Source organism: Xanthomonas fragariae, assembly GCF_900183975.1.
GTDB lineage: Bacteria > Pseudomonadota > Gammaproteobacteria > Xanthomonadales > Xanthomonadaceae > Xanthomonas > Xanthomonas fragariae.
On record NZ_LT853882.1, the window covers coordinates 4,099,354 to 4,122,376 of the forward strand.

Annotated in this window: 29 protein-coding genes and 2 pseudogenes; 4 read left to right on the plus strand and 27 right to left on the minus strand. The window is 63.2% G+C overall.

Annotated elements, in window-relative coordinates; all coding sequences use genetic code 11:
• Positions 1-194: 194 nt before the first annotated feature.
• The 27 genes and pseudogenes from PD885_RS21130 to PD885_RS19155 form a co-directional block, all read right to left on the minus strand.
• The gene (locus tag PD885_RS21130) at positions 195-1,133 is read right to left on the minus strand and encodes a hypothetical protein (RefSeq protein ID WP_145954035.1); all 939 of its coding nucleotides are present in this window, start codon (positions 1,131-1,133) and stop codon (positions 195-197) included.
• Between the two features lie 550 nt (positions 1,134-1,683).
• Positions 1,684-2,652 (minus strand): annotated as a pseudogene (locus PD885_RS19035) (phage late control D family protein); the annotation flags it as partial.
• Positions 2,649-3,047 (minus strand): phage tail protein, encoded by a 399-nt coding sequence (locus PD885_RS19040; protein WP_002809207.1) that lies wholly within the window; start codon positions 3,045-3,047, stop codon positions 2,649-2,651. The gene PD885_RS19040 and the pseudogene PD885_RS19035, both read right to left, overlap by 4 nt.
• 12 nt (positions 3,048-3,059) lie before the next feature.
• Complete coding sequence (locus PD885_RS19045) at positions 3,060-5,930, minus strand: phage tail tape measure protein (protein ID WP_088057063.1); 2,871 nt, start codon at positions 5,928-5,930, stop codon at positions 3,060-3,062.
• Positions 5,931-5,959: 29 nt separating this feature from the next.
• On the minus strand, positions 5,960-6,073 hold the full coding sequence (locus PD885_RS19050; RefSeq protein WP_002809201.1) for a GpE family phage tail protein: 114 nt from the start codon (positions 6,071-6,073) through the stop codon (positions 5,960-5,962).
• An 8-nt stretch (positions 6,074-6,081) separates the two neighbouring features.
• Complete coding sequence (locus tag PD885_RS19055) at positions 6,082-6,384, minus strand: phage tail assembly protein (RefSeq protein WP_002809198.1); 303 nt, start codon at positions 6,382-6,384, stop codon at positions 6,082-6,084.
• Between the two features lie 45 nt (positions 6,385-6,429).
• Positions 6,430-6,939 carry a phage major tail tube protein gene (locus tag PD885_RS19060; RefSeq protein WP_002809195.1) on the minus strand — a complete coding sequence of 170 codons (510 nt, stop codon included), beginning with the start codon at positions 6,937-6,939 and terminating at the stop codon, positions 6,430-6,432.
• Positions 6,940-6,969: 30 nt separating this feature from the next.
• Positions 6,970-8,136 (minus strand): phage tail sheath protein, encoded by a 1,167-nt coding sequence (locus PD885_RS19065; RefSeq protein WP_002809193.1) that lies wholly within the window; start codon positions 8,134-8,136, stop codon positions 6,970-6,972.
• A gap of 11 nt (positions 8,137-8,147) precedes the next feature.
• Positions 8,148-8,507, minus strand: coding sequence for a GPW/gp25 family protein (locus tag PD885_RS19070; protein WP_002809191.1), 360 nt, complete (start codon positions 8,505-8,507; stop codon positions 8,148-8,150).
• Positions 8,504-9,067, minus strand: a complete 564-nt coding sequence (locus tag PD885_RS19075; RefSeq protein ID WP_002809189.1) for a phage baseplate assembly protein V — start codon at positions 9,065-9,067, stop codon at positions 8,504-8,506. Before PD885_RS19075 ends, PD885_RS19070 begins: the two co-directional genes overlap by 4 nt.
• A 78-nt stretch (positions 9,068-9,145) precedes the next feature.
• On the minus strand, positions 9,146-9,373 hold the full coding sequence (locus PD885_RS19080; protein WP_002809187.1) for a hypothetical protein: 228 nt from the start codon (positions 9,371-9,373) through the stop codon (positions 9,146-9,148).
• Between the two features lies 1 nt (position 9,374).
• On the minus strand, positions 9,375-10,499 hold the full coding sequence (locus tag PD885_RS19085) for a glycine-rich domain-containing protein (RefSeq protein WP_231895757.1): 1,125 nt from the start codon (positions 10,497-10,499) through the stop codon (positions 9,375-9,377).
• An 84-nt stretch (positions 10,500-10,583) separates the two neighbouring features.
• Positions 10,584-11,132, minus strand: a complete 549-nt coding sequence (locus PD885_RS19090; protein WP_082244268.1) for a phage tail protein I — start codon at positions 11,130-11,132, stop codon at positions 10,584-10,586.
• The gene (locus tag PD885_RS19095; protein WP_040762711.1) at positions 11,125-12,015 is read right to left on the minus strand and encodes a baseplate assembly protein; all 891 of its coding nucleotides are present in this window, start codon (positions 12,013-12,015) and stop codon (positions 11,125-11,127) included. The genes PD885_RS19090 and PD885_RS19095 overlap by 8 nt, the downstream gene beginning before the upstream one ends.
• Positions 12,016-12,172: 157 nt before the next feature.
• Entirely contained in the window at positions 12,173-12,859 is a 687-nt protein-coding gene (locus PD885_RS21135) for a hypothetical protein (protein WP_145954034.1), read from the minus strand.
• A gap of 35 nt (positions 12,860-12,894) precedes the next feature.
• Positions 12,895-13,107 (minus strand): hypothetical protein, encoded by a 213-nt coding sequence (locus tag PD885_RS19100; protein WP_002809178.1) that lies wholly within the window; start codon positions 13,105-13,107, stop codon positions 12,895-12,897.
• Between the two features lie 39 nt (positions 13,108-13,146).
• Positions 13,147-13,605, minus strand: coding sequence for a phage virion morphogenesis protein (locus PD885_RS19105; protein WP_002809177.1), 459 nt, complete (start codon positions 13,603-13,605; stop codon positions 13,147-13,149).
• Entirely contained in the window at positions 13,593-14,012 is a 420-nt protein-coding gene (locus PD885_RS19110) for a phage tail protein (protein WP_002809175.1), read from the minus strand. Before PD885_RS19110 ends, PD885_RS19105 begins: the two co-directional genes overlap by 13 nt.
• On the minus strand, positions 14,009-14,485 hold the full coding sequence (locus tag PD885_RS19115) for a hypothetical protein (protein ID WP_088057064.1): 477 nt from the start codon (positions 14,483-14,485) through the stop codon (positions 14,009-14,011). The genes PD885_RS19110 and PD885_RS19115 overlap by 4 nt, the downstream gene beginning before the upstream one ends.
• Positions 14,485-15,123 (minus strand): glycoside hydrolase family 19 protein, encoded by a 639-nt coding sequence (locus PD885_RS19120; RefSeq protein WP_172404519.1) that lies wholly within the window; start codon positions 15,121-15,123, stop codon positions 14,485-14,487. The genes PD885_RS19115 and PD885_RS19120 overlap by 1 nt, the downstream gene beginning before the upstream one ends.
• Positions 15,123-15,398 (minus strand): phage holin family protein, encoded by a 276-nt coding sequence (locus PD885_RS19125; protein ID WP_002809171.1) that lies wholly within the window; start codon positions 15,396-15,398, stop codon positions 15,123-15,125. Before PD885_RS19125 ends, PD885_RS19120 begins: the two co-directional genes overlap by 1 nt.
• Entirely contained in the window at positions 15,391-15,747 is a 357-nt protein-coding gene (locus tag PD885_RS19130; RefSeq protein ID WP_002809170.1) for a phage holin family protein, read from the minus strand. Before PD885_RS19130 ends, PD885_RS19125 begins: the two co-directional genes overlap by 8 nt.
• A 4-nt stretch (positions 15,748-15,751) precedes the next feature.
• Complete coding sequence (locus tag PD885_RS19135; RefSeq protein ID WP_088057066.1) at positions 15,752-15,961, minus strand: tail protein X; 210 nt, start codon at positions 15,959-15,961, stop codon at positions 15,752-15,754.
• The gene (locus tag PD885_RS19140) at positions 15,961-16,428 is read right to left on the minus strand and encodes a head completion/stabilization protein (RefSeq protein ID WP_088057067.1); all 468 of its coding nucleotides are present in this window, start codon (positions 16,426-16,428) and stop codon (positions 15,961-15,963) included. Before PD885_RS19140 ends, PD885_RS19135 begins: the two co-directional genes overlap by 1 nt.
• Positions 16,429-16,523: 95 nt before the next feature.
• A complete protein-coding gene (gene gpM, locus PD885_RS19145) occupies positions 16,524-17,243 on the minus strand; it encodes a phage terminase small subunit (protein WP_002809148.1) in 720 nt (239 codons plus the stop codon).
• A 3-nt stretch (positions 17,244-17,246) separates the two neighbouring features.
• Positions 17,247-18,264, minus strand: a pseudogene (locus PD885_RS19150) (phage major capsid protein, P2 family).
• Positions 18,265-18,322: 58 nt separating this feature from the next.
• Entirely contained in the window at positions 18,323-19,165 is an 843-nt protein-coding gene (locus PD885_RS19155) for a GPO family capsid scaffolding protein (RefSeq protein ID WP_088057068.1), read from the minus strand.
• Between the two features lie 142 nt (positions 19,166-19,307).
• Here PD885_RS19155 and PD885_RS19160 point away from each other — a divergent pair, with 142 nt between their 5' ends.
• The 4 genes from PD885_RS19160 to PD885_RS19175 are packed head-to-tail and all read left to right on the plus strand — an operon-like array spanning position 19,308 to position 22,986.
• Positions 19,308-21,071, plus strand: a complete 1,764-nt coding sequence (locus tag PD885_RS19160; protein WP_172404491.1) for a terminase ATPase subunit family protein — start codon at positions 19,308-19,310, stop codon at positions 21,069-21,071.
• Positions 21,071-22,084, plus strand: coding sequence for a phage portal protein (locus tag PD885_RS19165; protein WP_002809136.1), 1,014 nt, complete (start codon positions 21,071-21,073; stop codon positions 22,082-22,084). Before PD885_RS19160 ends, PD885_RS19165 begins: the two co-directional genes overlap by 1 nt.
• Before the next feature lie 25 nt (positions 22,085-22,109).
• A complete protein-coding gene (locus PD885_RS19170) occupies positions 22,110-22,355 on the plus strand; it encodes a Com family DNA-binding transcriptional regulator (protein WP_088057069.1) in 246 nt (81 codons plus the stop codon).
• Positions 22,273-22,986 (plus strand): DNA-methyltransferase, encoded by a 714-nt coding sequence (locus tag PD885_RS19175; protein WP_088057070.1) that lies wholly within the window; start codon positions 22,273-22,275, stop codon positions 22,984-22,986. The genes PD885_RS19170 and PD885_RS19175 overlap by 83 nt, the downstream gene beginning before the upstream one ends.
• Positions 22,987-23,023: the final 37 nt, after the last annotated feature.

Here is a 23,023-nt window from a genome sequence, read left to right on the forward strand (position 1 = left end):
AGGCTTTAACTTATCCAAAGACCTTAGATAAAAAAATACACAGGCACCATAGGCGGCAACCATACAGGCATACACTGCGAATTCCTGCCAATCAATCTGGCTGGTTGACTGCCACCCAATCCATGCTAGAGCTATGGCAAAAAACAAAAACAGGAATGATCGAAGCAAAGGTATGTTGCCAGTAGGCATTGTACTCATCTTATCAGGGTCTCAATTGTGCAACGAATGCCGGACGGCGTGGAGGCGCATGCGATTATAAAACCATTGTTGACTGGAACGCCAGGCGGCGTCGTCCAGCCCACATTTAAACCGGTTAAGTGATCAACCATTTCTCCTCCCGCCGCTATTCCCGTCGCGGTGTTCGGGTAAACATAGTTGATCTTACCCCCGGCGCCGCCGCCTGCGTCAACGCTAGTCTCAGGGATGAAGTTTCCAGCGGCGTCACGGGCAGAACCCTTAAGGTAGGTATATGCCCTAGCCTGGTAATCCCAGCCTACCTTAAAATTGGAACCATCAGGGAACTGGATGGTATTAACTAAGTTAAACGGGGTTTTCAGAAAGGTTATTGATACGAAGTTGGTGAGGGTTGCCAGCGCCACGCGAGTTATATCTTGTGCCCAATAAAACGGGCCTAAATTATTTAGATTGAACACCAATTTAATTACAGACGTCTGGTAGACGGGTGTATTTACCATATCAAATGCCGTGGCTTGGTGTGTCGCAGCTGCTGCCATCACGAATTTGGCTTGCGCTGCATTTGCAGGGATGATGTAGTCAGTTGCGAAAACGTGTGTTATTTCGGTAGTTCCGGTTGAGTCGTAAAGATCCAGTCCGTAGCTAAAAAGTTGCGTTTCGTCGGATGTTAACGGGATAAGTTGGATTGACCCAGTGCTTGAGGGTACACGGTCCGTCTTGAAACTTGCAGGAGGGATATTTTGTCCCTGTGTGAGGTAGTGTGTCAGCCTGCGTGTAGTGAAATCCCAAAAAAAATGATGTCCATTGCCCAAGTCTCTCGCTTTGAATCTCATGGCTTGGTCAGCGCATCCGTTACATACGGTGACTGTATCATTTGCGCTGACTTTAAAGGAGAGGGCGATGAGTAGTAGAGCTGCACATCCAAGTGACTTATTCATTATTTTTCTTTATTTCTCTAATGATTGTTTAATTGATTTTTAGTGTGCGCAGGTTCGCACTATTTAGATCGGCTTTCGCCAACCCTAGGCTAGTTGAGCTCTACCCAAAGAGCCAAAATTTTCTTATTGAAGGGATAAATGTATACTTTTTATTGATACAAAGGAGGTTGCGTAGCAAGTGGGGCATCTGCCATCATAAAGAATAAATTTATCTAAAGATGCAATTTACATTTGCGTATCTTATTTCTCTTTCTTGAGACTTGCTTCCGACCAGTCAGCAGAGGGGGCGTTGACGCGGTGCGAACAATCTGTAGCGCTTCTGGTTAGCGCTCCTGATACCCCTGCTCGCAATGATGAAGGCCAACTTCCTCCTTCTGAAATCGCATCGCAAGTAGTAATAAAAAAGCGGATGCGGGCCTGCGGGCCGATTGCAGCGATGAATCGCCGGTGGCGCGCTGCGCTGCAATAGTTGCGTTCGGGTTGATGGATAGCTCGGCCGTGGCTTAAACGGCTGTGCAAAGGGGCAACGGTGCTTATGTCGCGGTCTCCAGTCAAGCGCGGTGTTGAAGCCGCTGGAGCTGTTGATCGCATGAGTAACCTTTGCAATCAGACAAGAGTGCCTGTCAATCTCAGGTTTGAAGCCGCTGACGGTGATGCGTTGCTCTGGGAACAGCTCAGCCCGTCCGATCGCTAGAGTGTAGTCGAGCTTGGCCAAGCCGCGCTTGATCCTCCCAAGCTCCGCGTGCGCATGCTGGCGTGCAGTTGCCTGGTCCGCGTAGGACTCGCGCAGACGCTTGGGCTTTTCGTCTGTTCCCACCAGCACCGATTGCCGGCGCGCTTTGCCTTTGTCCACCCAGTAAGCGCGCACACCGGTATACGCATCGCGGTCTGCGACTGCGTAGCGGTGTTGGTCGCCATCGCGCCGCGTCAGCGTGGCAGTCGGCAGCGGTTTGCCGGTTGCCGTGGTACCGGCGCCAATCGGAGTGAACATCAGCGCGCCGGCTTTCACCGTGGCGACAGCGTCAAAACGCTGCCCCAGTCGTGTCAGCAGATTCATATCACTCTCGTTGGCCTGGTCCAGATGCGGCAGCTTGGTGCGTGCCAGCGCCTCGGCGACACGTGGTGTCAGGCCATGCTCGCCTGCCAGCGTATTGAGTACGGCGCCCAGCGTGGTGTTGTGCCAGCTGCGCTCGCGCCGCGTGCGCATGTCGGCAGTGAGGTCTGCACTGCGCGCACGTACGGTGATGATGTCCGGCGCGCCGCTGTATTCCACCTCGTCTACGGTAAAGGTGCCTTTGCCGACCAGGCCTGTGGCTTTTCATCCAAGCGACACGGCCAAGCTGACGCCACGCTTGGGCAGCGCCATCTTGCCGTCGTGGTCATGGATGCGTAGATCCAGCTGATCGGCTTCGCCGCCACGGCATTCTGTCAAGGTGAGATCGAGCAGGCGAGGTGCGATACGCTCGGTGAGGTCGACACCATCGAGCACCACGCGCCACTGCGGAATCGGATAGCTCATTCGGCTGCCTCCTGTACGATGTCGTCGGCGCGGCGCAAGCTGAGCTGGAATTCGATCCAGCGCGGGGTACCGTCTTCAAAAAACAGCGATGCGGTCTCGTTGACTGACAGGAGCAGGTACGGCCCGTAGACCACGCCGGCACCATCCACCAGCGGCAACGGCTCGCCATCTGCCGCCAGCTCGCGCAGCGTGTCCAGTGAGGCGCGCGTGCCGGTGAGTTCGGGCGCGATCAGGCCTGAGAGTTCGACGGTCTCATCGCCCGGACCCAGGAACTGGCTGGCCGCTCGCGCACCGACACGCTCGCTGGTGGGGTGGCGCCAACTCATCTGCCGCTGCAGCTGCAGATACGCGGCGCTGTCGAGGGCAAACACAAACGTGCCGTAGGACATCATCATTCGGGTGGATCCTCAGTCGTCGTGCAGGCTGGAGCGGCGGGTCGCCGCTGCGCGCCGGTCGCGCTCTTCGATCTGGCGAGCGACTTCGCGCGCCAGTGCGTTGGCATCCATGTTCGGTGCGGCGTGGACGTGGATGACGTAGCTGTTGCCGGCTGCCGGCGCGCTGGCGGCGCGCGCAGGGGCCGAGAGCGGTGCCCGGCCGTCGATCGCCGCCACGGGCGCTGTGGCCGTTGCCAGCGCCAGGCCTGCGCCCACCGCGCGCATGCGGTTGCCGAGCGCGGTCACGGCCTGCACAGGCGCGCCCTGGCCGTGCTGCAGGCCCACGGTGAGGCCTTGCAGGGTGAAGTCGCCCAGCTGCGCAAACACGCGTGAGGGGCTGTGGATGCCCAGCAGGCCCTTGAAGCGATCGACCACTCCGGTGCCGACGCTGGCGATCGCATTGCTGGCGGCGCCGAGCTTGGAGCGGATGCCCTGCACAAGTCCGCTGATCATGTCGGCGCCGGCCTGCAGCATCCTGGCCGGCCAGTTGGCCAACTGCAGGTTGATGCCGGCCCACAGCTGCAGCAGCCCCTGGCGGATGCGATCGCCGTTGCCGGTGAACACGCCCACGATCAGCGACCAGGTGCCCTGGACGGTTTGCCACACCCCGCCGAGGATCTGCTTGATCACCGGCAGCACGAACACAAACGCCTGCACCAGCCAGCCGATCGCCTTGACCGCTAACTGCAGCTGGGTGACCAGCACCGCGCCCAGGATCTGCCCAAACCCGCGCCCGGCATCAGTTGCACCGTGCAACTGCGCGGTGGTGGCCTCGAACGGCGTCAGCAGCTGCTTGACCCACGCCCAGGCCTGGCCCATCGCGGTGGCCACGGTGTCCCACACCGGCGCCAATGGCGCGAGCGCGGCTTGCAGCTCGGCGAGGACCGGTGCGGCCACATCGACGATGCCTTGCCAGACGCCGATGGCGAAGGCCTTGATCGGCCCCCAGTACTTCCACACCAGCAGCGCCACCGCAGCGACGGCCGCACCAATCGCCAGCACCGGCAGGCTGACTGCGCCGAGCAGCGGCAGCAGCAGGCGCGCGCCATTGGCGAGCATCGGCAGCACACGGTCGCCGAACGCCAGCCCCTGCCGCAGCAGCACCCCGAAGCCACCGCCGCCCGACAGCAGCGCCACGGCGCCGTGGATCTGCGAAAACGTCATCGCGGCCACGCCGCCAGCGACCAGCAGCCCGCCCAGGATGGTCAGCAATGCCGCGCCGCCGATTGCGACCTTGGCGATCGCACCCACCAGCACCGGATTGGCGCGGATCCACGTCATGATCTGGCCGACCACCGCAGTCGTGCGCTCGGTCAATTGCTTGAACTGCGGCAGCAGGGTCTGGCCGATCGATTGCGACACCACCACGGCGGTGTTCTTCAGCAGCTGCAGCGAGTTGGCCGAGGTGGCCACCCGCGATGCGTACTCGGCCGACATCGAGCCGCCATAGCGCTGTGCATCAGCGACCTTGGCGAAGTTGCCCTGCAGCAGCTCCAGATTGGTCAGCAGCGGTGCGATCGCACCGATCGACTCGCGGCCGAACAGCTGCGTCATGGTGGCGGCCTGCTCGGCCTTGGGCAGTGCGCGCAGCTTCTGCAGCACCGACATGATGGCGCCGCCGGCATCCTTCTGCATGACCTCGGCCATGGCGGTGGCCTTGATGCCCAGCTTATCGAAGGCCTCGCGCTGGCTCTTGGTGGCCGACTCGCCCGAGGCCAGGGTGAGCAGCATGTTCTTGATGCCGGTGGCCGAGACTTCCGACTCGATGCCCATGCCGGCAACCGTGGCGCCCAGCGCAGCCAGTGGGCCGCTCTGCAGACCGGCCACTTCGCCCAGGGCACCGATGCGGTTGACCACCGCGCTGATCTTGTTGACGCCGGCCGGGCCGGTGTTGCCGAGATAGTTGATCTTGTCGGCCAGCACGACCACTTCGGCCTGGCCCATGCGAAACGCGGTGCGCCAGGTGGCCATGGTCTGGCCTGCCTCTTCTGCGCTGCTGTCGAAGGCCACGCCCATCTTGGCCGCATCCTCGGCAAAGCGCACCAGCTCCTGGCGCGGGATGGCGGCCTGGCCGGCGGCCGCCACGATCTTGGCGATGTCAGCCGGCAGCATGGGCAGGCGCATCGAGAGGTTCTCGACATCGCGGCCCATCTGCGCGAACTGCTGCGGGGTCTTGAAGTCCACGACCTTGCGCACGTTCGCCATTGCCGACTCGAACTCCATCGCATCGCTGATCGGCAGCACCGAGGCGCCTAGTGCGCGCTGGCCGGCGAAGGCCATGCCGGCGCCGTAGGCGCTCGCCTGCAGGCCAGCGCTTTGGATGCGGGCGCTTCGACGCTGGGCAGCGTCGATCGCCGCCAGGCGCTGCTGCTGGGCGTGCATGGCGGTGTTGGTGCTCTCGATCTCGCTGCGCAGGCGACGCTCATGCGTGACCAGCTCGCGCGTGCTGATCCCAGCGGTTTCCAGCCTGCCGCGCAGGCGTTGCAAGCCCGCCTCCTGCGCGCCGTGTGCTGCCTTGAGTTCGCGTGCGGTGCGCACGGCGCGCTCGAACTCGGTGTTCATGGCAGCGGTGGGCGTGCCGGTGGACTTGATCTGCTGGGCAAGCGTGCGCACCGATTGCCGCTGCGCATCGAGTGCGGCCTTGGCACGCTGTGCCAGGGCGACCTGATCGCGATAGGCGCCGATGTCGCGGTGCTGGCTGTTGAGCTGACGCAGCACGTCGCGCTGATTGCGCAGTGCGGAGGCAACGCCACGGCTGCCATTGAGCACGCGCCGGAACGGACCTGTGGCGCGATCGACGGCGGCCAGGATGACCTGCAAGCGCAGATTGTCGGAGGCCGCCATTTAGGCGGCCTCGTTCGTTGGGTGGGGCATCATTCGGCTCCGCTTCGTCGGCGGGCACGCTCGCGCCACGCCGTGAGTTCGTGCAACGACCAGCGCGCCATTTCAGATGGCGGCCAGTGGAAGATGGCCGCGATGTCGGCCATCGCCTCCTCTACGCAGTCGGGAAATCCGCTTCCCTCTGTGCCTTCGGCAAGAAAAAAACCTGCACCTCCTGGCCGACCGCCAGCAGGTCGGCCGGATCCATTGCATTAACGTCGGCGGTGGTCAGCGTGGGCGAGGAGATGCGCGGCAGCAGCGTCGCCAACGCGGTGACATCCAGCTGCAAGACATCTGTCAGTTTGAGGCCACGCAACTCACCGGCGCCGGGCTTGCGCACCTTGAGCTCGCTGATGGTCTGCTCGCCGCGCACGATGGGCTGGTCGAGAGGAATGGCGGGGGAAAAGGTCGGGGTCATCGGAAGGTCTCAAGGCTGTGGCCTGGCGGCGCCAGGCCGGAAGGGTCAGGCGCCGATGGCGCGGCGGTGAGGCGCAAGCAGATCCACACCGTTGACGATCTCGATCATGTTCATCAGATCGATCTCGATCACGGTGGAGCCGTTGATCATCAGCTTGTAATAGCTGGCAGCGGTCTTGACGGAAAACTCGGTGTCGTCGCCAGACTTGCCGGTGCCCGGATCGATGTCGCTGTGGCGGCCGCGCACCACAAATTCGACCGCATCCACCGCGCCGTTGTCATCGCGCTGGTAGGCGCCGGCAAAGCGCAGCTGCACCGCGTTGTGCGAGATAGCGCCGTACTGATTGAGCACGCTGCGCATCATGCCGCCGCACTTCCATTCGACTTCGATTTTCTCCTGGCCGAAGTCGATGTTGACCGGGCCATTCATACCGCCGCCGCGATATTCCTCCATCTTGCGCGTGAGCGTGGGCAGCTTCACTTTGACCACTTGGCCGAGATAGCTCTCACCGTCGTTGAACAGGTTGAGCGCTTTGAGTTTCTTGGGTAACGCCATGGGGGTCTCCGGGAATCTAAGGTGGCTGCGTTACGCGTTGACGCGTTCGGCGAAGTCGGCCAGGTAGCTGGTGGTGATCTTCTGGTACAGCTGCAGGTTCTCCAGCGGCGGCACCGGCGTGTAGTCGTAGTCGATGCGCAGCGCGCCATCGGCCAGCGTGGTGGCGCTGTTGACCGTACCGTCGAACCAGGCGGTGGCATCGATCAGATAGCCGGACGCCTTCAGGTCGCGGAACTTGGCGTTGATCGTCTCGATGACGTCTTTGACCAGCGAGGGATGCATCGGCTTGTCGACGTAGAACGCCACGCTCTCGGCGATGGTGTCGGCCAGGATCTGCGCGGTGCGCGTGGCCGTCTCAAACGCGAACATGTTGTCCTCCGCGCACGTGCGCGATCCCCAGAAGCGTTGCCCGTTGAAGTTGACCAGCGTGGTGATGTCGCCCTCGTTGAGCACACCCGCATCGGTGGCCGGATCCTGCAGATCCCAATGCACATCCTTGGAGATGCCGGTGACGCCCGCCACGGGCACGTTGGACAGGCTCTTGTGCCAGCCCTGCTCGGCGTCGATTTTGGCGCGCAGGCCGAGCGCACGTGCAGTGGCATACGCCGCCGTCGTGGTGCTGGTGGCGGTATCGAAGGCCAGGAAGTCCGGCCAGATCAGCATCAACTCGCGATCGCCGAATTGCCCACGGTAGGTGATGGCATCGGCGACGGTATCGGCGACCGGCCGCACATAGGCCATGGCGCGCAGCTTCTTGGCGATGGTCGCCAGCGCCTTGGCCACCGGCAGTGTGTCCAGACCCGGAGCGCCCAGGATGCGCGGACGCACGCCCAACTGTGCTTGCGCCGCGAGCAGCGCATACAGGCCGGTGTAGCCGCTGGACTTGGCCTCGCCGATAACGTTGGTCGAGGTCTTGGCTGCATCTGCGTCCTCGGCCACACGCACCACGATGGTCACCGGGTTGGTCTGGTCGGCGATGCCCTGCAGCGTGGCGCGCAAGGTGCCCTTGATGCCGGCACTGGCGATCGCACCGAGTACATCGGTGAGCAGCACGGGCTTGTTGAGTGGGAAGATTTTCTCATCCGCATCGGACGCCGTGGCGACCAGGCCGACAATGGCGGTGGAGACGGTGCGGATGACGCGCGCACCTGCGCTGACTTCGATGACGCGAACGCCGTGGTGGTAGGCAGTGGACATAGGTTCCTCGATCAGGACGAGCGGAAGCGGAGCGGGATGGTCAGGCGCGAGCGCGCATTGGCGGGAGCAACGTCGGTGCGTTCGCCTTCGATGGTCAGCACGAAGCAGCCAGGCGCATTGCCGACGACCAGGTCGACGCGGGTCAGGCGCAGGCGCGGCTCCCAGCGCATCAACGCGGTGGCCGTGGCGCCGTAGAGCAGCGTGCGGGTGGCGCCGTTGAACGGCTGGTCGATCAGTTCGGGCAGCAGCGAGCCAAAGTCGCGGCGCTGCTCGCGCGTGCCGATGGGTGTAGTGAGGATGCAGGCGATCGACTGGGCCAGGTGCTGCTCGCCCTCGATCACACGCCCGGTGGTGGCATCGACGCCGATCACTGCGGGCCACCGCTGAGCGCGCTGCCGGCAGTCACGCCGGTGGTCTTGTGGTGCTTGAGGCTGATCCCGCCGCCGAGTACGTCGGTGGTTGCCGTCGCGGTACCGGTGATGGTGGCATCACCATTGATCTGGGTGGTGCCGTTGACGGTCAGCGGGCCGTTGAGCGTGATGCCGCCATCGGCAGTGATGGATGCAGTGCCGCCGCTAGGCAGCGTGGCCTGCAGCGCATGCGCGTCGGTGTCGTAGTGGATCTGCGCGCCATCGGCAAAGCGCAGCACGTGCAACGTATCGGACGCAGCAGGCGCTGCGAATTGGTCGGAGTACAGGCCGCGTAGCACCAGGCCATCGGCCAGGTCGCCAGCAGGCGACAGCACCACGACTTGCTCGCCGATCGACGGCGCCGACCAGATGATGGTGGTGCCGGCCAGTGTGACCACCCAGGGCAGATAGTCGGTCAGCATCTCGCCGACCTGCACGCGGCATCGCGCGGTGGCGAGATTCACCTCGGCAACAGTGCCGAGGCGAATGGCGTTACTCAGTGCGGAGGATGCGTTGCCCATGCAGTCATGGTCGTCGCGCGCGTGCAGGATGACACCGCAGTTGTGCTGTAGCTGCGCGATCTACGCAGCGCAGCAGCGCTACAAGCTCGCAGGCGGTTCCGGTGCGATCAACTCGCGCTGCGTGAATTGCGCATCGAAGTAGTACAGCCCGTCGCGGCGATTGAAGTACATGCCTGGCTCGCACACGGTTGTGTCCTGGAGTGCGCGGAACTCGAAGCCGTCAATGGTGAAGCCGCTCTCGGAAACGATGATGTTAATCACCACGTCGTTGCCGGTCTGGATCATCGCGTAACGTCCAATCGTCATCTCAGCACCACTCAATGAAAACGAAGCCGGGGCACCCGGCCGATCCGTCTTTGCCGAACGTGGCGGCCGAGGCGACATTCGAGACACCGCCGCCCCCTCCGCCGCCAGCACCAAAGCCATAACCCTTACGACTGGCCGACGTCGTTTCGCCAGCACTCCGTCCGCCAGGCCCGCCGCCGCCGAATGCACAGGAGCCACCCGTGCCAGCAGGGCCGTATGGCGCATTGACTGAGATCGTTGCCGAATCGCCGCCGGCCGGGTAGCCATCTCCACCGGTTGCACCGCCGACTTGGGTTGTACCGGCAAACCCGCCGCCGCCGCCCTGACCGGCAGCCAGAGTGGTGAGGTTGCCGATGACGGTCGCCCCACCAGCACTGCCGGCTGCGCCATGTGTGCCGTCCGTTCTTGAACCTGCGCCAGCAGATCCACCGGCACCGATGATGATCGGGACACTGGCGCCAGGCGCAACCGCGAAGCGCACGCGCTGCATCGATTGCCCAGCGCCGCCACCGCCGCCTCCGGTCGCGGTGTAGCTCGCTGACCCAAGGACTTTCTCGGCGCGCGTTCCACCGCCCCCACCGCCACCGCCGCCGGCACAGGCGCTGACGTAGATCGCCGTCACCCCTGCCGGAACCACGAAGGTGCCAGATGCCTCAAAGCGCGCACAACCACTGCGGCTGTCGATCGCGGCTTTCACTGCGTCCGGTGTGACGGCACGTTGCGCGTCTACGCCTGAGATCGCCTCTGCGCGCGTGGCAAGTTCGACGATGCCTTCCTTCTCGGTGGTCGCGGCCGGGTTGGTGAAGTTGGCATTGCCAAACGTCACCGAGGACACGGTGACTCCGGAAAACAGGATATCGGCAGACATCAGCAGGTCAGAGGCGGCCGCTTTCTCCATGATCAGCTCGGGCTGGGAATAGCTGCCCAGCAGCGTGCCGTTTTCCAAGTAAAGACCGAATCCCCGAACCTCATAGGTGGCCCGGCTCGTGTCGCTGACAGTGACGTGGATGGTGGTGGACGACGTGGTGCCGCCGGAGATGCTGGAGAGCGTCAGGTGCTGGCCTGGAACTGCCTTCAGGTCATCGGTTGCAGCGAATGCCGCCGCAGTGAAACCGATGCTGGCCACCTTGGTAGAGGTGGTGCCGTTCTTCTCGGCGTTGATCAGCGCTGCGCGACCAGCGGTGGTGAGGACCAGTTGTAATGCCATGGCTTATCCCTGCGCCGTCATCGACAGACGGCGGTAGTTGATGATGCGAATACCAGTCGCCAGCGAGACGTTGCCGGTGGCTTGTAGCCCCTGCAAGAAGCCGAAGTGCGAGCGAACCGGCTTGGTGCGCTCGACCTCGGCGATGACCTCATCGACGAATCGCGCGCTTGCAGCCTTCCCATCGGAACCGTTGAGCGTGAGCGTCAGCTCGAAGGTGTGCGGTTGTCCGGGCGGCTGTTGCTGCCACCACTCGCGGATGGCCACCGCGCCGCCGAACGACTCGACGACCATCCGCACGCTGTTGGCGGTGCCCTTGCGGCGTTGGATTGCCATAGCGCTGCGCAGGCGCGAGCGCTTGACCGCATCGCTCCAGTCGGCCTTCCAGTCGTCCACCGATAGCGTCCACGCCAGCCACGGCAGATGGCCGGCCGGGCAGGTGTCTGGATTCCACAGATCCGGGTACGGCAGCGGGATCGCTTCCAGCCGCTGCGCAATGGACGCTAGGGCGCGTTCCATTGGTGTGGCATTGGGCGGCAGCGGTGAACTACTCATCGCTGCCGGCGTGCACGATGTCGATCGAGGTGCAGTAAGCGGCCTGCGTGCGGCTAATCCGGATGTCGGCTGCCGGCGCGTCCAGCTCAACACGCTGCACGCCGTCGGCGAACAGCTTGGCCTTGATGGCCGACTCGGGCACATCGCGACCGATGCGGTGTGCCTCGTCCAGATATGCCTGCAGGCTGCGCATTGCCTCGCGCATGACCACCGCAGAGTCCGGGCCAGCGTAGGTGTAGACGCGCCCACCAATGGCATACGGGACGATCTGGACGCTTTGAACCGTGACGTTGTCTGTCAGTGGGCGCACGTCATCGTTGGTGAGGATCGCAGCGACTTGGTCCAGCAGCGCCTGCGGAGCCGTGCCATCACCGGTGCGCGATTGGACCGTGACCAGCACTTGCCCAGGCGCGGGGCTGGTGGCGCTGGCGTCCATGACATCGGCTGCCGCACTGAGCGCGTGATAGATGTACGCGCCCTCGGGGCCGGCAACGCTGAAGCCCTCGGGTGCCAGCTGGATGCGGCGGCGGAAGTCCACGTCCGACTCGTAGGTCGGTGGGATGCCGGTCTCGGGTTGACCCGGATCGAGAACCAGGCGTGCGACACCGAATAACGCGCCCAGGTGATCGAGGTTGGTACCGGTGGCGAAGGCCAGCATGGTCTGCTGGGCTTTGTCGTTGGCGCGTTGTCGGATCAGTAGCTCGCGGGCTGCGAACAGCTGCAGGAGCTTGTAGATCGGGTCGGCTTCCGTGAGCGCGGAGAACTCCGGCAGCAGCCGACGAAACTGCGCAAGCGCTTCGGCGAATATCTTTTCGAAGTCCAGAGCGTCGATCAAATCTGGCGCTTGGAGCTTAGATAGGTCAACTGCCGTAAAAGAAGCCATGGCCGCTTGCTGCAAGGAACATGCATCAAGCATCAATGTGACCGCATGCCGCTTCCAGTGAATCAGCTAGTCTTAGCTGGTTTTACAAGGTGAATTTGTGCTTCGGAAATCGTTGCATCCGTTTTCCCTTCATAAATTCGAAAGGTAAAATTGTCGCTCACTGGGTTTTTTTGTCGCCAGACCCATTCCGTAATTTCTCAAACAAAGCTTCTCGTTCTTTTGCACAGTAATCACTCATAGGTTCAGATTGGCTGGATTCGGATCCGTTCGGATGTCTAGCTATCCGAACTGGAGCGGGAAGCACCTGCAAAAACATAGCCCCGGCAATCACATCCATAACAGGGCCGTTACGCCGCAATTGTATATAGCCAAGATCCAATCTTTTCCCGCCAACATGATCGTATACTTTAATGTCCGCTCTGCCGCCAAGCGCAGAAACATTCCCTTCTAGTAAATTAAAATTAAATAAAGGCATGGCTCGACAAACAGATTTACTAGCCACAGTGCCACTTAAACATCCTTTTGACGAAGACAATGTAATTATAAGGTCAGTATCAGATAGGCGCATTTCTTCAAAATCAACATATCCTTCAGGTGTGGCAGACCATGTTCCAGTCCATTCTTCATCCTCATGAAGCCAGCTGCTGAAGGCATTCCATGTTTTATTTACTTCGTCTGGAAGTATTCGCGAGTTCTGAAGTGCAGTTGGTCCACTTATGAGAATCCAGCCGAAGAAAATAAAAATCGGGGCAAGCAATGACCAGAAAGTTATTTTCTTCATGTACCAAGGCGCCATCTTGTGCACGCCTTGGTTAGGTTGTGGGGCCTCTTCTTCGCTGGGCATTTTAAAGTTAGCTCCAGTAGATTATTGATAATTTATTAATCTGGCTCTGCGGGTGTATCGCAAAAATGGCATTCCTCACCATACGAAGAGTCGTAATCGCCAGTGATTTGAACGATTTCTTGGTCCTCAGCACGCTTGCTATCTTTTTCGATGCAATCTGCGCAAGCCGTGACCTCCGGATATTGCTCGGAGGCGCTATCTGAACTTAGATTCCCATAGATCATGGCCGTCTTGAATTCGAGACTCATTTCTATTTCTTTGCGTGAGTGGTGAAGTATGCACCGCGATCATAGACGATAATCATCAAGAGCCCAAATTATTAGATTCCGAATTTCTTTGCTGTCGTGCTCGCTTATTCCAATCAATCCACGTTTGGCATAGCGCGCTTTGGGTCCGCCCGCCCGGACACGTTCCGTTAGCCCCTCTTGATGCACACGGGCAATGCGCGACACGCGCCCCACAAACCCAACGCTGACAGCGTTGGGACTGGCGCTGACCTTGAAGTACTTGGCCTGCCGCAGCTTGGCAAACATCTTCGCTCGCTTGACGCGTCCGGACTTCTGCCGCAGTTGCTGCTTGCGCGGTGCGTACGGTGTGCCATCGGGCGCTTGCTGCTTGCCGATGCGCTGGCTCTGCGAGCGCCTCAGTTCCGTTCCGATCTTGCGGGCCAGCGTGCGGCGTTCGCCGGGCTGCAGGCGGGCCAGTAGCGGAGCGGCCCAATTCTCCAGCGCGGTCAGCTCATCCATGTTGGATCGAGCACCGGCTCAGGCGCATGCGTCATGTCATAGCCGCCGCCATCTTTCGCCGTCACGACCACGCGTTCGGTCAGCGGCAGCTTGATCGACAGATCCACCGCGTCGTTGGCGAGGATGTCGGCCTCGAAGGCGATCTCGCCACGGCGCGCCGGATTGGACAGCAGCTCCGACTGATTGACTTGCACCCATTGCAGCAGCGGCAGCATCACGCTGTCCGGGTGACCGGCGTAGTCGGTCACGATCAGGTTGAGCGTGTATTGGTACTCGAACGACAGCCCCGGTTGGAACGTGCTGACCAAGCTGCCGGCGTCGATAAACACAAGCAGCCGGTCGGCATCGCGTGCCAGGTCCGGCAAGGCCGCGACCAGATGCGCGCGCAGGCTGGCGGGCTTGATCATGGCGCCGCTGCCGGCAGATGCAGATAGATCCAGTCCTGCAGCGCACTCAGCTGCGCGGCGGTGGCGTGGCAGCTGGTGTAGTTGTTGGCGACGGCAGAGAGCGTAATGCCGGCGGCCGGCGCATCAGGATCTCCGGCGGTCGGCCCGGCAGGGTTGCCCGAGGCGGCGGCGTCGTGCAGCCGCACAAAGCCAGCAGGGATAGCGCAAGCAGCATCGGCTTTCTGGGTGACATCGATCGGGATCTCGCGGGTGATGGTGGCGCCGGCTTCGCGCACGATCTGCACGCGGTCGACATACCCGACAACGACTTTGGTTGAAGCCTTTGCGCTGTCGCGTTCGGCGATGGCGGCAGCGTTTGCGTCTAGTGCTTGCTTGCGCTCCGTGCGTGCAGTGCTGACGCGCTGCTCCTGCGACACGCAGCCGCCAACGAGCGCTGCGATCAGTGCGAGCAGGATGATCAAGCGCGTGACCATCAGCTCACGCCCAGGAGTTGCAGGGCGCGCCGCGTGCGCGTGACGCGATCATCGTGGCCTTCCGGCAAGCGCTTGGCGCGCACGTTGCCCAGGTTGATCTTGCGGCCCAGGCCAAGCACATCGCCGGCATCGGCCAGCACGTTCAGGCCGTTGTCGTGCCAATACGCCGCCGCACCCAGTGCGCTGGGCTCGATCTGCAGCAGCAGGTCCGGCTGCTCTTCCACCGGCAAGCTGATCAGCACACCGATGCGGCGGTAGTTGCCCCGGCAGGTGTGCTGCATCGGACCCCGGCCACGGTGGCGATAGCCATCGCCGCTGGCTTCGTTGCCGTTGCCCAGGCGGTCGGCATAGACGAAGTTGGCCAGGCCCACGGGGTTGCGCAGGAACTTGGGCGCCAGAGCCGGCATGATGCGCTCGCCAAACACCTCCAGCAGTCGGGCGCTGGTGGTGTAGGTCAGCCCTTCTTCCATGCGCGACAGGCTCAGACTTTCGTGGCCGACCTGGCCCAGCCAGTGCGCGGCGCGGCGCTTGGTGGTGATGCCGAAGCGGTTGGCGGCGGCAAGCAGTGGGCCGTGCCAGCGCTGTGCGCGTTGCGCCGAGCACTGCATGAGCGAGGCGAGCTGGGTATCGGTGAACATCAATCGACCTTCAGGATGCGCGCCACATTGCCCTGGGCGCGGTAGGTGAGCACCGCAAGCACGATCAACGTGCCCAGGTGCCAGAGACTGACTTGCGAGCCGGCGCCGGCCAGCAAGATGTGCAGCGCTTGGCCGCCGGTGCTGGCGATCAGCAACCAGGCGCACCAGCCAGCGCTGCGCCGATGCCGCGCATGGTCTGGCCGGCGGTAGGTAAGCAGACGGACGCAGATGGCGAGCGAGGCCATCAACGTCAGGACGGTGACCAGGCTATGCACTGGGCGGACCTCCACGGCGTAGGAAGGAAAAGTTGAACGACTTGCTCTTTTCGATCAGCCCCAGCGTGACCGTGATGGCGCATGCCGCGCTCGCAAAAGCGGCCACACCGCTGGACTTGATCGGCAACCAGCGCAGGATTTCTGGCGCCAGCTGGTAGCCGGCGATCACGCTCACCGGGAAGTAAATCAATCGCGCCAACAGCGGCTGCTTGGCGGCAGACACCACGAACAAGGCGCCGCCGGCGAACGCGCCGATCAACGCATCGCCATCGATGCCAGGCAGCACCGAGGCAAGGCCCACACCGGTGGCGATCAAAAAGCCGCTCGAGACGGAGGTGGGTTCGGTCATCAGGTCAGTCCCATAGCTGCACGAGTGGCGTCATCGCCGCTGTGGTGGTGGTTACCTCGGGCAACTCCACCGGCGTGCCATGCGGTAGCACGGCGCCCAGTTCGGCCAGGCCGGGAGTGAGGAGATAGGTGCGCTCGACCAGGCCGGTCGTGCTGCCCAGGTGACGCCAGCACAGCAGGTCGACGGTGTCGCCTTGCATGGCATGCACGCGCATCAGATGAGCTCCACCGTGCTGCGCGGCAGGTGTTGCAGATCGCGCACGGCCCAGCGCTGGTCGCGGCGTAGTTCGGTGATGCTGGGTGATAGGTCATCGGCGCGCTGGTTGGCGCTGTCGGTGGCATCGAAGCTGCGGTAACGCTCTGCCACCTCGACGGCGGTGGCACACGCCACCGCGCGCAGGTACAGCTGCACGCGGCGCGAGATGCCATCGACGGTGGTGCTGGGCACGTCAGCCAACGCGGCGTAGCCGGCCGCCTGCTGCGTTTGCATCCAGGTCTGCAGCGCATCGTTGACTGCGAGCATGGCGGCGACGATGGCGTGGCGCAGACGCGCATCGGTCACGGTGCCATCCAGGCGCATGCTCGCCCGCACGCTGGCCGGTGCGATCGCCGGCCAGAACGGCGCATTGGCGATCGCATCCGGCGCGGCGCTGGTGGTGCCGGTGGCAGTGAATCCGCTCATGGATGGCTCGAAGAGATCGCCGGTGGTCGGGGCGTCACCGCAGCGAAGGTGCTGTGGATCAGCCCCGAGCCGGCGAGGGTTGCGGGGACGCTCGGTTATGCGCTGGTGCCGGCAGGCTCAACGCTGAACTTCTTCAAGAGCCGCTCGGCGCGCTCCAGATCCTTCTTGCCGCCGCAGCTGCCATGCAGGGCGATGGCGCGCTGCAGGTCGGCGACAGCGGCGGAGGCGATGGGGTGCGCCTGGTCGGCAGGCCTCTCATCGGTGATGCCCGCCAGCGATGCGCGGGCCAGTGCCAGGTGCAGCTTGGCGCGCACCTCGTCGGGCATGTCCTGCTCGGCGGTCAGCGCGGCGGTGTCGGCCAGGACGGCCGCGTCGAAGCTCTGGCCGGTCTTCTGCGCCGACAGCGCCGCTTCGGCGATTTCCTCGGCCAGCACGCAGCCCACGGTGCGGGAGAAGCGGTCGGGCATCTGCAGGTTGTGCTTGAGCACATAGGCGCCCAGCTCCAGCGCGCCGGCATAGTCGCCGGCATCGATGCGCCACACCATGCAGGTCATGACGATCTCGTCCTGCGCGCCCTGGCCACCGGCCAGCACGCCGGCCAGATACGGCACGTAGGTCGGCAGCAGCTGCACCTTGAGCGCAGCCTTGCCTTGGGTGGACTGGATCTGCTTCAGCCGCAGGCGATCGCTCTGCAGCTGGGCCATGTGCTGCTCGTAGGCGGTGGCGCCGGCCATCAGCTGGTGCGGGGCACGCTGCGCCGCTTCCAGCTCGGCGAGCACGCGGCTGTGGTGACGCTTGGCGGGACTGTCGGCCATGGCTTAGGCCTCGATCTCGATGTGCTCGACCACGCAGCCCAGGCCGTAGTCCTCGACCACGTAGGCATCGTTGGAGGACTCGTAGTTCTCGATGCGATCGCGTGCGGGCACTTCCTGGATATAACGGCGACGGCCGCCGGTCTGGTAGTAGATCGACAGGTTCGCCAGCGAGGTGACCATCAGCGCGCCGTCCGGCAGGTACGGCACCTCGGCCACCTGCAGGCCGCCAACGCGGCGCTGGCTCAAGATCAGATCGGTGGCGATCTTCTCGCTGGCCGGCTGGTCCTTGTTGACCATCGGAAAATACTTGTCGTGCATCAGGTCGCGGCCCAAGCACCACCACCAGGCTCGGATCCTTGCGGTGCCACGGATCGAGCAGGTTGCTCACCACATCGAACACCAGCGCGTCGAGGTTGCGGTAGTCCGCGCCATCGCCGGCGCCGATGACCATCTTGCCGGCCGTCTTGCCGCTGCCCAGCACGCGCTGGGCCGCGTTGGTGCGGTACTGCTGCAGCCAGCCGATGTTGACGTCTTCCAGCAGCGGGAACGCGGCGCGATCGGTGTCGGCAGCGGCGTGCGTGCCGTTGAAGCCGATCTGCAAACGGTCCAGCGCCTGACGCTTGACGATGGCATCGCGCAGGCGTGCCTGAAAGTCCGGGAACTTGGCCCACGCATCGAGCAGCGCATACGGAATGGCGGTATCGAAGTCGGTCTTCTTGGCGAGGTATTCGTTCTTGTCGAGCGCGGCGACGTTGCGCGGCGTACGCGTCTTGCCGGCGCCGGTGTCGGTGCGGCTGGCGATGCTGCCGGTGACGCCGATGCCCACCTTCTGGCCGGACAGTTCGTCCACCGGGATGATGTTGATCTTGGACAGGAACTCGCTGGATTCCTGCATGCGCGTTTCCAGCTTCTGCTGCACGGTCGGCTCGACGGTGAAGGAGTGGAACGCATTGCTGACGCCGTTGAGCTTGGCGATCTGCTCGGCGAACTGGTTGAACTGCAGGCGGGTGGCGTTTTGCATGGTGGCTCCGAAGGTCAGGCGCTGGCGGCGTGTGTGTGGTGTGCGAAAGGCGCAGGGATCAGCAATCGGTCAGCACAACCGCGCCGCCGCCGGTAACCACCGGGCGTGTGGGCTGTGCGGGGTCGGCCTGCTGCGATAGCGACTCGCGTAACTGCGTCAGGTCGTTCGCCAGCTGCGCGTGCTGGGTCTTCTGCGCGGCGTGCTCGGCCTGCAGGCGGTTGAAGCGTTCGTCCTGGCCGCGCACGTGCTCGGCGATCTCTTCGATGCCTTCGCCGAGCTCTGCGAACTGCTCGGCGGTGATGCTGGTGGCGTCCTCGCTCTTGAGCGCGGCGCGGATCCGGTTGAGCAGGCCGGCGACTGGGCCTTCGCTGACCTCGCTGAATTCCAGCGCGGTTTCTTCGGCGACGGTGAACAGGTTGCCCGGTGACTGCTTGCGATCGGCCAGCGGATTGGCGTCGGGGTTCTGGCTGGCGAAGCTCAGCATGGAGGTGCCCAGGCTCGCCGGCGAATCGGTCACCGCCAGGCCGACCAGATACGCCTTGCCGGTGTTGGCGAACTTCTCCTGCACCTCGATGCTGGTGTAGAGCTTCTGCTTGGACTTGTTGATGGTGATCAGGTCGGCGGTCGGCTCGATCTGGGCGAACAGCGCCAGGCGCTTGCTGCCATCGATCTCCACCTCTTCGGCCTTGACGGCGGTGACATCGCCATACGCGCGGAACGGCGAGTCCGGCAGCAGGCTGCGCATGTGCTCGATCCAGATGCGGGCGTTGTAGGTCTCGCGGTTGTAGGTGCTGGCCATGTCGTCGATCCAGCTGCGCTGAATCGTGCGGCCATCGGTGGTGGCACCTTCGACGGCCACGCGGAACCAGTTGGAACGGAACTTCTTGGCCTTGGCCGACATGGGTGTCCTCTGCGCTGGATGCGTTTGCGATGACCCATGGTCAAACGCGAGGCACAGCGCAGCAACGCAATCACCGTGTAAACACGATGATTACGCGTCGTTCAACTGTCGGGATGAAGAGGTGGGCCGCACCCTGGTCGGCATGCACAGCGTTGCCACCCAGCTCCCGATGGACACCCGCAGACAGGCCAAGTTCCTGTACTGGATGGGATGGCGCGTGACCGAAATTGCGCAGGCCATCGGCGAGAACGAGAAGACTGTACACAGCTGGAAGTCGCGTGACGAGTGGGATCGTGCAGACAACGTCGAGCGCATCGGTGGCGCGCTCGAAGCACGCCTGGTCGTGCTGATCATGAAGCCGGAAAAATCCGGCGGCGACTTCAAGGAAATCGATCTACTGCATCGGCAGTTGGAGCGCCAGGCGCGCATCCAGCGCTACCAGGGCGGCGGCAACGAAGCCGACCTGAATCCGGCTGTGGCGAACCGCAACGCAGCGCCCAAGAAAAAACCCAAGCGCAACGACTTCACCGAAGAACAGGTCGAGCAGCTGACCACCGCGTTCGTCGACGGCTGCTTCGATTACCAGCGCGACTGGTACCGGGCCAGCAACGAGCGCACCCGCATCATCCTGAAATCGCGCCAGATCGGTGCCACGTATTACTTCGCACGCGAAGCGTTGATCGATGCACTTACCACCGGGCGTAATCAGATTTTCTTGAGCGCCTCCAAGGCGCAGGCGCATCTGTTTCGCGGCTACATGCAGCAGTTCGTGCGCGAGACGATCGACGAGACGCTCTCCGGCGGCGACAGCATCGTGTTCCCCAATGGCGCCGAGTTGTTCTTCCTGGGCACCAATGCGCGCACTGCGCAGGGCTATCACGGCAATTTCTATTTCGACGAGTTCTTCTGGACCTACGGGTTCAACGAATTGAACAAGGTCGCCAGCGGCATGGCGATGCACAAGAAATGGCGCAAGACCTACTTCAGCACGCCATCGAGCATGGCGCACGAGGCCTACACGTTCTGGACCGGTGAGCGCCGCAACAAGGGCAAGCCGGCCGCGCAGCGGATCCAGATCGATGTCTCGCACGACGCCCTGGCTGGCGGTCGTCGCTGCCAGGATCGCGCCTGGCGGCAGATCGTCAACCTCCTCGACGCCCAGCGCCGTGGCTGCGATCTGTTCGACATCGACGAGCTGCGCGAGGAATACAGCCCGGACGCGTTCGCCAACCTGTTGATGTGCGAGTTCGTCGACGACGGCGCCAGCATCTTCCCGCTGGCGATGCTGCAGCCGTGCATGGTCGACAGTTGGGTCGAGTGGGGCCAGGACTACAAACCGTTCGCCGCGCGCCCTTATGGCGATCGCGCGGTGTGGATCGGCTACGACCCGGCCGAGACCGGCGACACCGCCGGCCTGGTCGTGCTGGCACCACCGCAGCAGCCCGGCGGCAAGTTCAGGCTGCTGGAGCGCATCCAGTTCCGGGGCATGGATTTTGCCAAGCAGGCCGCCGAGATCGAGCGCATCACGCGTCGCTACTGGGTGACCTACATCGGCATCGACACCACCGCCATGGGCAGCGGCGTGGCGCAACTGGTGAAGCAGTTCTTCCCGAATCTGGTCACCTTCAGCTACTCGCCCGAGGTCAAAACCCGCCTGGTGCTCAAGGCGTTCGACGTCATCCATAACGGCCGGCTGGAGTTCGACGCCGGCTGGACCGACGTGGCGCAGTCCTTGATGGCCATCCGCAAGACCATGACGGCCAGTGGCCGGCAGTCCACCTTCACCGCCGGCCGCTCCGAAGAGACCGGCCACGCCGACCTGGCGTGGGCACTGTTTCACGCGCTGCAGAACGAACCGCTGGAAGGGCGCACCGCGCGCAACTCCGGCTTCATGGAGATCTCTTGATGTTGACCCACCAGCTGCCCGCCACCGCGCCTGCAGCGCCCACACGCACCGAGGCGTTCACCTTCGGCGACCCGACGCCGGTGCTCGATGGGCGCGGCGTGCTGGACTATCTGGAGTGCTGGCAGAACGGGCGCTGGTACGAGCCACCGGTGGCGCTGGATGGCCTGTCCAAGACCACCCGCAGCAATCCGTTCCTGCAGTCCGGGCTGATCTTCAAGCGCAACATGCTGGCGCGCACCTTCAAGCCGCACCGGTTGCTGACGCGCGAGGCGTTCGAGCAGCTGTCGCTGGACTGGATCACGCTCGGCAATGGCTACCTCGAACGCCGTCGCAACCGCTTGGGCAATGCGCTGTCGCTGACTGCGCCGCTGTCCAAATACATGCGGCGCGGCATCACCGAGGGCGCGTATTTCCAAGTGCGCACCTGGCACGACGAGCACGTGTTCGAGCCGGGCAGCGTGTTCCAACTGCGCGAAGCCGATGTCGATCAGGAACTCTACGGTCTGCCCGAGTGGATGCCGGCGATGCAGTCGGCGCTGCTCAACGAGTCGGCCACGCTGTTCCGGCGCAAGTACTACAACAACGGCTCGCACGCCGGTTTCATCCTGTACCTGACCGACCCCCAGCAGAGCCAGGAAGATGTCGACGCGCTGCGCAACGCCATGAAGGGCGCCAAGGGGCCGGGCAATTTCCGCAATCTGTTCCTGTACTCGCCAGGCGGCAACAAGGATGGACTGAAGCTGATCCCGGTCAGCGAGGTAGCGGCCAAGGACGAGTTCAGCGGCATCAAGGGCATCACCCGAGACGACATGCTGGCCGCGCTGCGCATCCCGCCGCAACTCATGGGCATCGTGCCGCAGAACGCAGGCGGCTTCGGCTCGATCCGCGAGGCCGCTGCCGTCTGGGCCGCCAACGAACTGGAACCGCTGCAGGCGCGCCTGTTGAAAATCAACGACTGGGTGGGTGATGAGGTGATCGCCTTCACCCCGTACGCGCCGCCAGCGGCCGCGTAATCCTTTCCCACCGTAAGACCACGCAATGCTCGAGAACCTCCGTTGTGGCGACTGCGCTCGCCTGCTGTGCAAGGCCGGCGCCTTCGATGAAATCCAGATCAAGTGCCCGCGCTGCGGCACGCTCAATCACCTGAAGGCCGAGAGCCTCACCTCCGATCGCCGCGAGCGAATCCAAGAAGGCGCTCACCATGAAAAACCAGCTGCTCCAGGGCGACGCCCTGACCATCCTGCCCACGCTCGAAGCGAACGCGTTCGACGCGCTGATCACTGATCCGCCGTATGCGAGCGGCGGCCTCACTGCTGCGGCACGCGCCAGGCCACCGTCGACCAAGTACGTGCAGGGCGGCGGCGCGCAACTGCATGCCGACTTCGTCGGCGACGAACGCGACCAACGCTCGCACCTGAAGTGGATGCATCTGTGGCTGTCCGAGTGCGCGCGCGTGCTCAAGGACGGCGCACCGGTCCTACTGTTCACCGACTGGCGGCAGCTGCCGCTGACCACCGACGCGCTGCAGATCGCTGGCTTCACCTGGCGCGGCATCACCGTCTGGGACAAGACCGAGGGCGTGCGGCCGCAGCTGGGCCGGTTCCGCAACCAGGCCGAGTACATCGTATGGGGTAGCAAGGGCAACATGCCGCTGGATCGTCGCGCGCCGGTGCTGCCTGGTGTTATCCGTGAGTCGGTGCGCAAAGCCGACAAGCATCATCTGACTGGCAAGCCCACCGAATTAATGCGTCAGCTGGTGCGGATTTGCGAGTCAGGTGGGCGCGTGCTTGATCCGTTCGCCGGCAGCGGCACTACATTGCTTGCCGCTGATTTAGAAGGCTTCAGCTGGACTGGGATCGAAATGACGCAGCTCTACCACCAAGTCGCTACAGAGCGTGTTGAGTCAAAGTTGTGATACCCACGGGTCGTCTATTGGCGACCCGTCTCTAACT

Bases quoted from the DNA above. Each gene is read 5' to 3' on its own strand.
- PD885_RS21130 (WP_145954035.1), bottom strand. From the start codon at position 1,133: ATGAATAAGTCACTTGGATGTGCAGCTCTACTACTCATCGCCCTCTCC.
- PD885_RS19040 (WP_002809207.1), bottom strand. From the start codon at position 3,047: ATGATGATGTCCTACGGCACGTTTGTGTTTGCCCTCGACAGCGCCGCG.
- PD885_RS19045 (WP_088057063.1), bottom strand. From the start codon at position 5,930: ATGGCGGCCTCCGACAATCTGCGCTTGCAGGTCATCCTGGCCGCCGTC.
- PD885_RS19050 (WP_002809201.1), bottom strand. From the start codon at position 6,073: ATGGCCGACATCGCGGCCATCTTCCACTGGCCGCCATCTGAAATGGCG.
- PD885_RS19055 (WP_002809198.1), bottom strand. From the start codon at position 6,384: ATGACCCCGACCTTTTCCCCCGCCATTCCTCTCGACCAGCCCATCGTG.
- PD885_RS19060 (WP_002809195.1), bottom strand. From the start codon at position 6,939: ATGGCGTTACCCAAGAAACTCAAAGCGCTCAACCTGTTCAACGACGGT.
- PD885_RS19065 (WP_002809193.1), bottom strand. From the start codon at position 8,136: ATGTCCACTGCCTACCACCACGGCGTTCGCGTCATCGAAGTCAGCGCA.
- PD885_RS19075 (WP_002809189.1), bottom strand. From the start codon at position 9,067: ATGGGCAACGCATCCTCCGCACTGAGTAACGCCATTCGCCTCGGCACT.
- PD885_RS19080 (WP_002809187.1), bottom strand. From the start codon at position 9,373: ATGACGATTGGACGTTACGCGATGATCCAGACCGGCAACGACGTGGTG.
- PD885_RS19090 (WP_082244268.1), bottom strand. From the start codon at position 11,132: ATGAGTAGTTCACCGCTGCCGCCCAATGCCACACCAATGGAACGCGCC.
- PD885_RS19095 (WP_040762711.1), bottom strand. From the start codon at position 12,015: ATGGCTTCTTTTACGGCAGTTGACCTATCTAAGCTCCAAGCGCCAGAT.
- PD885_RS21135 (WP_145954034.1), bottom strand. From the start codon at position 12,859: ATGCCCAGCGAAGAAGAGGCCCCACAACCTAACCAAGGCGTGCACAAG.
- PD885_RS19100 (WP_002809178.1), bottom strand. From the start codon at position 13,107: ATGAGTCTCGAATTCAAGACGGCCATGATCTATGGGAATCTAAGTTCA.
- PD885_RS19105 (WP_002809177.1), bottom strand. From the start codon at position 13,605: ATGGATGAGCTGACCGCGCTGGAGAATTGGGCCGCTCCGCTACTGGCC.
- PD885_RS19110 (WP_002809175.1), bottom strand. From the start codon at position 14,012: ATGATCAAGCCCGCCAGCCTGCGCGCGCATCTGGTCGCGGCCTTGCCG.
- PD885_RS19115 (WP_088057064.1), bottom strand. From the start codon at position 14,485: ATGGTCACGCGCTTGATCATCCTGCTCGCACTGATCGCAGCGCTCGTT.
- PD885_RS19120 (WP_172404519.1), bottom strand. From the start codon at position 15,123: ATGTTCACCGATACCCAGCTCGCCTCGCTCATGCAGTGCTCGGCGCAA.
- PD885_RS19130 (WP_002809170.1), bottom strand. From the start codon at position 15,747: ATGACCGAACCCACCTCCGTCTCGAGCGGCTTTTTGATCGCCACCGGT.
- PD885_RS19135 (WP_088057066.1), bottom strand. From the start codon at position 15,961: ATGCGCGTGCATGCCATGCAAGGCGACACCGTCGACCTGCTGTGCTGG.
- PD885_RS19140 (WP_088057067.1), bottom strand. From the start codon at position 16,428: ATGAGCGGATTCACTGCCACCGGCACCACCAGCGCCGCGCCGGATGCG.
- gpM (WP_002809148.1), bottom strand. From the start codon at position 17,243: ATGGCCGACAGTCCCGCCAAGCGTCACCACAGCCGCGTGCTCGCCGAG.
- PD885_RS19155 (WP_088057068.1), bottom strand. From the start codon at position 19,165: ATGTCGGCCAAGGCCAAGAAGTTCCGTTCCAACTGGTTCCGCGTGGCC.
- PD885_RS19160 (WP_172404491.1), top strand. From the start codon at position 19,308: ATGCACAGCGTTGCCACCCAGCTCCCGATGGACACCCGCAGACAGGCC.
- PD885_RS19165 (WP_002809136.1), top strand. From the start codon at position 21,071: ATGTTGACCCACCAGCTGCCCGCCACCGCGCCTGCAGCGCCCACACGC.
- PD885_RS19170 (WP_088057069.1), top strand. From the start codon at position 22,110: ATGCTCGAGAACCTCCGTTGTGGCGACTGCGCTCGCCTGCTGTGCAAG.
- PD885_RS19175 (WP_088057070.1), top strand. From the start codon at position 22,273: ATGAAAAACCAGCTGCTCCAGGGCGACGCCCTGACCATCCTGCCCACG.